The following is a 9723-nucleotide window of genomic DNA, read 5'->3' as shown; positions in this document are numbered from 1 at the left end:
TGCATCGCAATCATGGACGTGGAATGCAACACAGCCGACGGACTGCGTCACGAAAGAATCCACATCGGCACGCCTGCTCAATCGCTACACAGGGTCATCCGCACACGGCCTCTGCGGACACAAGCCGCCTGTTCGCAACGGACGTCATCAACGGCGGCCTCCCCATCCACATCGGCGCGGCCTTGCTCGGCCACGTGAGCCTGCAGACCCTGCAGGGCTACGTCGCGGTCTTCGCCGAGGACGTGGTCGCCCACTACCAGACGTTCCTCACTCACCGCCGGAGCTTGCGGCCCGCGGAGGAGTACGTCGAGGTCAGTCCGGAAGAATGGGCCGACTTCGAGGAGCACTTCGACAAGCGCAAGGTCGAGCTCGGCAACTGTGCTCGCCCCTACGGCACCCCCTGCACCCACGAGCACGCCTGCATCCGCTGCCCGATGCTCCAGGTCAACCCCAAGTTGCTGCCCCGACTCGCAGAGATCGAGAAAGACCTCCTCATGCGTCGGAAGCGGGCGGAGGAGGAACAGTGGCTCGGCGAAGTGGAGGGCATCGACGTGACCTTGACGTTCCTCCGTTCCAAGCAAGACGAAGCCGCGCGGCTCCTCCAGCGGCCCTCCATCGACCTCGGCCTGCCCGCACCTCGCCACGAGGAGACCCAGTGATCAACTGAGCCGACAACCAGAAACGCGCACTGCCGGAGAGGTGATTCCCCTGACAGTGCGCGTCTGTCGACCCCGTGAATCGGTACGAGTGTGGGGCCCAGCTATCTCCTAGGCCCCACACACATCACTGAGACCTTCGGGCTCGCATCCTTCGGATGTACGTCCAGACAATCCAGCACTGCACGCTGGTACTTGCGGCCAGGACGACGGTCAACCACAACTGGTCTGCGCTGAGAAGAACCAACCCCACGCTGGCGAGCGTGTTGATGACCTCATAAAGAGCCATTTGAAACAAGGGATGGGACTGGCGTGAATGAGCCGTGCTCCGCTGACGTTGAGTACGAATTGCACCGCCGGCCACCAGGCCGAAGGAAAATGCGAGTGCGCGTGCATACCGACGGATGTTCTCGCCGGGATGCGGTTCGTCGCTCTTCGTTGTCAGAAGGTCGTGCAGGTCCGGCTCCCAGACCTCGTGATACAAGAATTTCCAGTCCTTGAACGGCACCATGATGACGGTGCAGCGAAGGAGGAGGAACGGGAGACGCTTGGTGACAGCTCGCCGGACGAGAGCTACCACCTCCAGCAGCACAGCAGCGAGGACCGCCGCGGCGAGCGCCAACATCCAGTCGGCGAACGTGAACGCGGCGAGGCCGTGCAGGAGGCCCTTGCCCCCGTCAGCACCGTCCGCCAGAAGTGCGGTCATTCATTCCCACCCTATGTCGTCAGACCCGGCCGAAGGCCCGGTCCCTTTTCCGTGACCCTCGTGATTTCGTGGAGTTCGGCAAGCGCCAGGCGAGCGGCCCGCGCGCCTTCGCCGGTGACCTTGTAGTAGCGGCGAGCCGGACGACCCATCTCGGAGGCGTCGATTTCCTCCTTCTCGCTCTTGATCACGCCTTGGCGCTCCAGACGGGCCAAGATCGGGTACAGCGACCCGCTCTTTAGCCCAGTGGCTTGCATGATTTCCCGGCCGTAGTGCCGGGTCTGAATGTCATCGAGCAACTCCTTGAGAACTTTCGCCGTTGCGGGCGTGAGGCGGATGTTGTCCATGCGAATCCCCAGATCGATCCGGTGGTGGTAGAGCCGGCCGAACCGAGGGGTGGCGCCCTCGATGGCCCTAGAGACTCTACCTAGCTGATAGAAACTCTACCTAGGGGGTAGGGCTTGGTCAACCCCCTCTGGATGCAACCTCGGCGAGGTGGTTGTCGTCGGGTCCCAGGATCAACTTGATTGGTGCAGAGAAGGTTCGTGCTCCGCAACCGCGTCATCGCCGCGCTCACCCGCGGCACGGTCGTGGTCGAGGCCCAGCACCGCAGCGGCTCGCTGATCACCGCGCGGTGCGCTCAGGAACTGGGCCGGCTGACGATGGGAGTGCCAGGCCCGTGCACCTCGGGTCTGTCGGCCGGGGTACATGAACTGCTGCGAAATGAGGCGGTGCTCGTCACCGATGCGGCGGAGGTTGTCGAGATGGTCGGCCGGATCGGCGGGGACCTGGCGCCCGAGCGGCGCGGCCCGGTGCTGGCCAGGGATCTCCTGGAGCCCGGGGCCACGCGGGTGCTGGAGGCGCTGCCCGGCCAAGGCGGCATCGGCGTCGAGCAGATCGCCGCCGCGTCCGGCACCGGAAAGGACGACACGCTCGGACGCCTCTACGAATTGCAGGCGCTGGGCTTCGTGGAACGGGACGGAGAGCGATGGAAGTTGACGCGATCCACCCGGGACGGGGCGGTTCCCCGGGCCGGGTGACCCCGTCAACACGGAGTACGTCGGGGGAACGTAGTTGACCTGGGGCAATCGGGTGACGAGGTTTGGAGGCGGCGCTGAGAACGCATGATTGCTCAACAATCACGCGCGGAGGACCCGTAGCGGGGTCGGAACCCCGACCCCCGCAGCGGAACGTATCTGCGCATGCCTCATACGGAAGTCGTAGCAATAAGCGACACTATCGTCACGCTACGCTCGCATGGACTCCACTTTCCGCCCACGTCACGGCAGAACGGCACAAGACGACGCATGCCCCAGTACACCCCCGGGCCTGACCGGTCGACGGCGGCGACCGCCGCGCGCAGTGCCCCCCGCCCCGCCGCCCCCACCTCGCTCGACGCGCTGTGGCGGACCTATAAGTCCACGGCGGACGCGAAGCTACGGGAGCAGCTCATCCTGCACTACTCACCCCTGGTGAAGTACGTGGCGGGGCGGGTCAGCGTCGGCCTGCCGGCCAACGTCGAGCAGGCGGACTTCGTGTCCTCGGGGGTCTTCGGGCTCATCGACGCCATCGAGAAGTTCGACCCGGAACGGGCGATCAAGTTCGAGACGTATGCGATCACGCGCATCCGCGGCGCCATGATCGACGAGCTCCGGGCACTGGACTGGATCCCGCGCTCCGTGCGGCAGAAGGCACGGGCGGTGGAGCGGGCCTACGCCACCCTCGAGGCGTCGCTGCGGCGCACGCCCAGCGAATCCGAGGTCGCCGCCGAGATGGGGGTCGGCCTGGAGGAGCTGCACGGAGTGTTCAGCGCCCTGTCGCTGGCGAACGTGGTGGCGCTGGAGGAGCTGCTGCATGTCGGAGGCGACAGCGGGGACCGGCTCAGCCTGGTCGACACCCTGGAGGACACCGGCGCCGACAACCCGGTGGAGGTGGCGGAGGACCGCGAACTGCGCCGGCTGCTGGCCCGCGCGGTGAACACGCTCCCCGAGCGCGAGAAGACGGTCGTGACGCTCTACTACTACGAAGGGCTGACGCTCGCCGAGATCGGACACGTGCTCGGCGTCACCGAGAGCCGGGTCAGCCAGATCCACACCAAATCGGTGCTCCAGCTGCGCGCGAAACTGGCGGACGCCGGCCGCTGACGTTCAGCACGGCTTGAGCCGTGACCGGGCGATCCCGAACAGCCAGGGCCTAGAGTGGTCGGGTGCCCAGGATTCGAGCGGCCTCGGTGGCCGAGCACCGGACGATGCAGCGCGACGCCCTGCTGGACGCCGCCCGCTCCCTCCTGACCGAGGGGGGTACGGAGGCGCTGACCTTCCCCGCGCTGGCTGAGCGCACCGGCCTCGCCCGGTCGTCGGTGTATGAGTACTTCCGGTCCCGGGCGGCCGTCGTCGAGGAACTCTGCTCCGTCGACTTCCCGGTGTGGGCGGCCGAGGTCGAGGCGGCGATGGAGGCCGCCGACAGCGGTGAAGCCAAGATCGAGGCGTATGTGCGCAGCCAGCTCACGCTGGTGGGTGACCGTCGGCACCGGGCCGTGGTGGCCATCTCGGCGGGCGAGCTGGACGCCGGGGCCCGAGAGAAGATCCGCGCAGCGCACGGCGGCCTGGTGGCGATGGTGGTCGAGGCGCTGGGCGGCCTCGGACACGAGCAGCCCCGGCTGACGGCGATGCTGCTGCAGGGCGTCGTGGACGCCGCGGTACGCCGTATCGAGCTGGGCGCAGCCGAGGTGCCGGAGCAGATCGTCGAAGCCGCGGTGGCCATGTCACTGCGCGGAGTAAGAGGCCCGGGCGCACCGCAGGGATAGCGCCCACCGCAGAGCTGGGGCTCACCGCGCGGACAGGCTCACCGCGAGGGCAGTACGGGCTGCGAGGACAGACCGGGCCGCGAGAACAGACCGGGCCGCGGGGAGCGGGACGCCGAAGACCGGCAGCAGCCGGGACGGGCCGCAGCGGCTCATCCATCCGGGCAGCAGGGACAGCGGGTCGAGGTAGACGTCGCCGCGCAGCAGCCCCCAGTGCAGACACCCCGCGGGGCAGTGCCAGGGCCCGCGCTCCAGCAGCCCCACCACCTGGCCCGCGATCACCGAGTCGCCCACCGAGACCAGGGCCCGTACCGGTTCGTAGGTGGTGCGCAGCCCGCCCGGCAGCAGCACCGAGACCACCCCGACGCCGGCCACCGGTCCGGCGCACGACACCCTCCCGGGCGTGGCCGACCGCACCGCGGCGCCCGGTCCTGCCCGGAGATCCACCCCGCGGTGCCCAGCGCCCCACGGCGAAGCGGATGGCTCAAAGCCGCGCTCCACCACCGGCCGCCCGCGTGTTCCCCCGCCGGCCACGGGCCAGCTCCGGGCGCCGGGTCCGGGGTCCCCGACGGATCCGCCGGGGCCCGCGACGGGCAGGGGCGCGGCGAACACCAGGGCCGCGATGAGCGAGAACCACAAGGGGAAGGTCATGCCCCGACGGTCCCGCATTCCGCACGCAAAAGACGATCATGAGGACGGCCTGTGGATAACGCGGTGGCCGAAGATGCTGTCGTTCCGCACTCCGCCGGTCACGTACACTTTCTCTGGCGATCCGGGTCACCGGGTCGACTTCGCACGCCCCGCCACCGACTTCCTCGTGAAGGGTGGCCGCGCCCCTCGGTCCCTCGTGGCACGGCGCGTCGGGGCGTCAGGCGCGACGGCCGTCCGGCCGTCGCGATAACCGAGCACCTCAAGGAGCGCGGCCATGGCCGTCGTCACGATGCGGGAGCTGCTGGAAAGCGGCGTCCACTTCGGTCACCAGACCCGTCGTTGGAACCCGAAGATGAAGCGATTCATCTTCACGGAGCGCAACGGCATCTACATCATCGACCTGCTCCAGTCGCTGTCGTACATCGACCGCGCCTACGAGTTCGTCCGCGAGACCGTCGCCCACGGCGGTTCGATCATGTTCATCGGTACCAAGAAGCAGGCGCAGGAAGCCATCGCCGAGCAGGCCTCGCGCGTCGGCATGCCCTACGTCAACCAGCGTTGGCTCGGCGGCATGCTCACGAACTTCTCGACCGTCTACAAGCGCCTGCAGCGCCTGAAGGAGCTCGAGGAGATCGACTTCACGGATGTGGCCGCCTCCGGCCTCACCAAGAAGGAGCTCCTGGTCCTCTCCCGCGAGAAGGACAAGCTCGAGAAGACCCTCGGCGGTATCCGCGAGATGCAGAAGGTGCCCAGCGCCGTCTGGATCGTGGACACCAAGAAGGAGCACATCGCCGTCGGTGAGGCGCGCAAGCTGCGCATCCCGGTCGTCGCGATCCTCGACACCAACTGCGACCCCGACGAGGTCGACTACAAGATCCCGGGCAACGACGACGCGATCCGCTCCGTCACGCTGCTCACCCGTGTGATCGCCGACGCCGTCGCCGAGGGCCTCATCGCCCGCTCCGGTGCCGCCACCGGTGACAAGAAGGCCGAAGGCGCCGCCGAGCCGCTCGCCGAGTGGGAGCGCGAGCTCCTCGAGGGCGAGAAGGCCAAGGACGAGACCGAGGCTCCGGTCGAGTCCGGTGCTGAGACCGAGGCCGTCGCCGACGCCGCGGCCGAGACCGTCGTCGAGGCCGTCGCCGACGCCGAGGCTCCGGCCGCCGAGGTCACCGAGGCTGCCGCCGAGACCGTCGAGGCCCCGGCCGCCGACGTCGAGGCCGACAAGGCCTGAGGCTCCGCCTTCCAGTACGTGTGACGACGGCGGGGGCCCTGGTCCCCGCCGTTCACCCGTAGATCAACCGACTCTCATCGGGAAGAGACCTAACGACCATGGCGAACTTCACCGCCGCTGACGTCAAGAAGCTCCGCGAGCTGACCGCCGCCGGCATGATGGACTGCAAGAACGCTCTCGTAGAGGCTGACGGCGACCTGGACAGGGCCGTCGAGATCCTCCGCGTCAAGGGCCAGAAGGGCGTCACCAAGCGCGAGGGCCGTTCGGCCTCCAACGGTGCCGTCGTCTCCCTTATCGCCGGGGACGCTTCCGAGGGTGTACTCCTCGAGCTCAACTGCGAGACCGACTTCGTCGCGAAGAGTGAGAAGTTCCTCCCTGTCGCCGACGCGCTGGCCGCGCACGTCGCCGCCACGAAGCCCGCTGACCTCGAGGCGCTGCTCGCCTCCGAGATCAAGGACGGCCAGACCGTCCAGGCGTTCGTCGACGAGGCCAACGCCACGCTCGGCGAGAAGATCGTCCTGGGCCGCTTCGCGCAGTTCACCGACGGTTACGTCGCCTCCTACCTGCACCGCACCAGCCCGGACCTGCCCCCGCAGGTCGGCGTGCTGGTCGAGTTGGACAAGGAGAACGCCCAGGTCGCGAAGGACGTCGCGCAGCACATCGCCGCGTTCTCGCCGCTCTTCCTGTCCCGCGAGGACATCCCCGCCGAGGTGCTCGAGAACGAGCGCCGCGTCGCCGAGGCCACCGCGCGCGAGGAGGGCAAGCCCGAGGCTGCTCTCGCCCGCATCGTCGAGGGCCGCGTGACGGGCTACGTCAAGGAGAACTCGGTTCTCGAGCAGTCCTTCGCGAAGGACAGCAAGAAGACCGTCCAGAAGGTTCTGGACGAGGCCGGTGTCACGCTGAAGCGTTTCGCGCGCTTCCGCGTCGGCGTCTGAGCCAGCCAGCGAATGACCGACGACCCCGCTAGGGTCGGACGCGGTCGGCCGCCCGCCGGCCGACCGCAGTTGTGACGAGGAGGCCATTGCCGTAAAGGGAACCCACGTGGACCCACGGCAATGGCCTTCTTCGTACGCGCATGAGGAGATCTCCATGGATGAGGGCGCCGACAAGGCCTCCGACAAGGCCCGCGACTCAGCTACCGGCACCGCCTCCGGTACCGGGGTCCCGCGGAGCCGGTACCTGCTGAAGCTGTCCGGCGAGGCATTCGCCGGAGGCGGCGGACTGGGCGTCGACCCGGACGTCGTGCACGCGATCGCCCGCGAGATCGCCGCCGTCGTCCGAGAGGGCTACGAGATCGCCATCGTCATCGGCGGTGGCAACTTCTTCCGTGGCGCGGAGCTCCAGCAGCGCGGCATGGACCGGGCCCGTTCCGACTACATGGGCATGCTCGGCACCGTCATGAACTGCCTCGCCCTCCAGGACTTCCTGGAGAAGGAGGGCATCGAGACCCGGGTGCAGACCGCCATCACGATGGGCCAGGTCGCCGAGCCGTACATCCCGCTGCGCGCCGTGCGGCACCTGGAGAAGGGCCGCGTCGTGATCTTCGGCGCCGGCATGGGCATGCCGTACTTCTCCACCGACACCACCGCCGCCCAGCGAGCTCTGGAGATCGACGCCCAGGCGCTGCTCATGGGCAAGAACGGGGTCGACGGGGTCTACGACTCGGACCCCAAGCACAACCCGGACGCGGTCAAGTACGACGCCCTGGAGTACAGCGAGGTCATCTCTCGCGACCTCAAGGTCGCCGACGCCACCGCGATCACCCTGTGCCGTGACAACAAGCTGCCGATCCTCGTCTTCGAGCTGCTCGCCGAGGGAAACATCTCGCGAGCCGTAAAGGGTGAGAAGATCGGCACGCTCGTCAACGACCAGGGCACGCGGGGCTAACCGCCCGCCCACGGGGATGGACAACAGGCTGCCGGTCGGACACCGTGCAGGAAAGACGCGCGCAGGGGCCAGGCTCTGCCTTCTGAAAACCAGGAGCACATGGTGATTGAAGAGACCCTTCTCGAGGCCGAGGAGAAGATGGAGAAGGCCGTGATCGTCGCGAAGGACGACTTCGCCGCGATCCGTACCGGCCGTGCGCACCCGGCGATGTTCAACAAGATCGTGGCCGAGTACTACGGCGCCATCACGCCGATCAACCAGCTGGCCTCCTTCTCGGTGCCGGAGCCCCGGATGGCCGTGGTGTCCCCCTTCGACAGCAACGCGCTGCGCAACATCGAAGAGGCGATCCGCAACTCCGACCTCGGCGTCAACCCGAGCAACGACGGCCGCATCATCCGGGTGGTGTTCCCGCAGCTGACCGAGGAGCGCCGCAAGGACTACATCAAGGTCGCCCGGACCAAGGCCGAGGACGCGAAGATCTCGATCCGCGCGATCCGCCGCAAGGCCAAGGAGACCCTCGACAAGCTTGTCAAGGACAAGGAGTCCGGCGAGGACGAGGTGCACCGCGCGGAGAAGGAGCTGGACGACACGACGGGCAAGTACGTGGCCCAGATCGACGAGCTGCTCAAGCACAAGGAAACCGAGCTGCTCGAAGTCTGACGCAGCGGTGCGCCACCAGGGTCGGACAGCGGTCCGGCCCTGCGTTCTCCCGGGGGGTGACCCCCGCACCCCCCGCCAGAACACCAGGCCGGACGCCTGGTCCGGAACAACAACGCGAGGCGAAACTCAGTGAACGACTCCTCCTGGGGTGCCACGCCGCGCTCCGGCCACTGGGAAACGCCGGCGGGGGGACCGGGCGACGGCTCGGCGGGTTTCGCGCAGGATGCGCTCGACGCAGCGCAGACTCGTCGTATGCCGCCTGAGCCGTCACCGGAACCCGTCCCGCCCGTGAAGAAGTCGGCAGGCCGTAACCTGCGGGCCGCGATAGGGGTCGGCGTCGGCATGGGCGCGGTCATCGCCGCCTCGCTGTTCATCGTCAAGGCCGCCTTCGTCGGCGTGGTGGCGCTCGCCGTCGTCGTCGGCCTGTGGGAGCTCACCTCCCGGCTCGCAGAGAAGAAGGCGATCCACGTCCCGCTCGTGCCGCTCGCGGTCGGCGGGGTCGGCATGGTCGTCGCGGGCTACGCGCGCGGCGCCGAGGGCGCGTGGGTCGCCATGGCGCTCACCTCGCTCGCCATCCTGGTGTGGCGGATGACCGAGCCGCCGGAGAACTATCTGCGGGATGTCACCGCGGGCGTCTTCGCCGCCTTCTACGTGCCCTTCCTCGCCACCTTCGTGTCGATGATGCTCGCTGCCGAAGACGGCCCCTGGCGGGTGCTCGTCTTCCTGCTTCTCACCGTGATCAGCGACACAGGCGCCTACGCGGTCGGCTGGCGCTTCGGCCGCCGGCTGCTCGCTCCCCGCATCAGCCCCGGCAAGACCCGCGCGGGACTCTTCGGCGCCATCGCCTTCGCGATGACGGCGGGCGCCCTGTCGATGCAGTACCTGATCGACGGCGGCACATGGTGGCAGGGCCTGGTCCTCGGCCTGGTGGCGGCGGTCAGCGCGACCCTCGGCGACCTCGGTGAGTCCATGATCAAACGGGACCTCGGGATCAAGGACATGGGCACCCTGCTGCCCGGCCACGGCGGCATCATGGACCGCCTCGACTCCCTCCTTCCGACGGCCCCCGTGGTGTGGCTGCTGCTGGTGATCTTCGTCGGGACCGGCTGACTCCGCACGTCTGCGACACTGG

Annotated in this window: 11 protein-coding genes and 1 pseudogene; 9 read left to right on the top strand and 3 right to left on the bottom strand. The window is 68.2% G+C overall.

The features are described from left to right. Nucleotides 1–194: 194 nt before the first annotated feature. On the top strand, nt 195–659 hold the full coding sequence (locus QMK24_RS17875; protein WP_283467128.1) for an integrase: 465 nt from the start codon (nt 195–197) through the stop codon (nt 657–659). Between the two features lie 124 nt (nt 660–783). Here QMK24_RS17875 and QMK24_RS17870 read toward each other — a convergent pair whose 3' ends face one another. Together QMK24_RS17870 and QMK24_RS17865 are read right to left on the bottom strand one after the other, a co-directional pair. Next, on the bottom strand, nt 784–1362 hold the full coding sequence (locus QMK24_RS17870) for a hypothetical protein (protein WP_283467127.1): 579 nt from the start codon (nt 1360–1362) through the stop codon (nt 784–786). Between the two features lie 11 nt (nt 1363–1373). Beyond that, nucleotides 1374–1706, bottom strand: a complete 333-nt coding sequence (locus QMK24_RS17865; RefSeq protein WP_283467125.1) for a PadR family transcriptional regulator — start codon at nt 1704–1706, stop codon at nt 1374–1376. Nucleotides 1707–1898: 192 nt separating this feature from the next. On the opposite strand from QMK24_RS17865, the pseudogene QMK24_RS17860 reads away from it, so the two are divergent. From QMK24_RS17860 to QMK24_RS17850, 3 genes and pseudogenes are all read left to right on the top strand, one after another. After that, a pseudogene (locus tag QMK24_RS17860) lies at nt 1899–2399 on the top strand (DNA-processing protein DprA); the annotation flags it as partial. Nucleotides 2400–2666: 267 nt separating this feature from the next. Continuing rightward, nucleotides 2667–3503, top strand: coding sequence for an RNA polymerase sigma factor WhiG (whiG, locus tag QMK24_RS17855; protein WP_283467123.1), 837 nt, complete (start codon nt 2667–2669; stop codon nt 3501–3503). 86 nt (nt 3504–3589) lie between these two features. Beyond that, nucleotides 3590–4165 (top strand): TetR/AcrR family transcriptional regulator, encoded by a 576-nt coding sequence (locus QMK24_RS17850; protein ID WP_283467141.1) that lies wholly within the window; start codon nt 3590–3592, stop codon nt 4163–4165. Between the two features lie 21 nt (nt 4166–4186). On the opposite strand, the gene QMK24_RS17845 is transcribed toward QMK24_RS17850, so the two are convergent. Beyond that, nucleotides 4187–4813 carry a murein hydrolase activator EnvC family protein gene (locus QMK24_RS17845; RefSeq protein ID WP_283467121.1) on the bottom strand — a complete coding sequence of 209 codons (627 nt, stop codon included), beginning with the start codon at nt 4811–4813 and terminating at the stop codon, nt 4187–4189. A 274-nt stretch (nt 4814–5087) separates the two neighbouring features. Between QMK24_RS17845 and rpsB the strand changes: the two genes are divergently transcribed. From rpsB to QMK24_RS17820, 5 genes are all read left to right on the top strand, one after another. Further along, nucleotides 5088–6044, top strand: coding sequence for a 30S ribosomal protein S2 (gene rpsB / locus QMK24_RS17840; protein ID WP_283467120.1), 957 nt, complete (start codon nt 5088–5090; stop codon nt 6042–6044). Between the two features lie 98 nt (nt 6045–6142). Further along, complete coding sequence (tsf, locus tag QMK24_RS17835; protein WP_283467118.1) at nt 6143–6979, top strand: translation elongation factor Ts; 837 nt, start codon at nt 6143–6145, stop codon at nt 6977–6979. Between the two features lie 154 nt (nt 6980–7133). Further along, a complete protein-coding gene (gene pyrH, locus QMK24_RS17830) occupies nt 7134–7931 on the top strand; it encodes a UMP kinase (RefSeq protein ID WP_283467117.1) in 798 nt (265 codons plus the stop codon). Nucleotides 7932–8033: 102 nt separating this feature from the next. Continuing rightward, nucleotides 8034–8591: a ribosome recycling factor gene (gene frr / locus QMK24_RS17825; protein WP_283467140.1), complete on the top strand. Its 558-nt coding sequence runs from the start codon at nt 8034–8036 to the stop codon at nt 8589–8591. Nucleotides 8592–8720: 129 nt separating this feature from the next. Continuing rightward, complete coding sequence (locus QMK24_RS17820; RefSeq protein WP_283467116.1) at nt 8721–9701, top strand: phosphatidate cytidylyltransferase; 981 nt, start codon at nt 8721–8723, stop codon at nt 9699–9701. The last annotated feature ends 22 nt before the right edge of the window (nt 9702–9723 follow it).

This window comes from Streptomyces sp. PH10-H1 (assembly GCF_030063355.1).
Taxonomy (GTDB): Bacteria; Actinomycetota; Actinomycetes; order Streptomycetales; family Streptomycetaceae; genus Actinacidiphila.
This window is presented reverse-complemented; position numbering and strand designations above follow the sequence as displayed.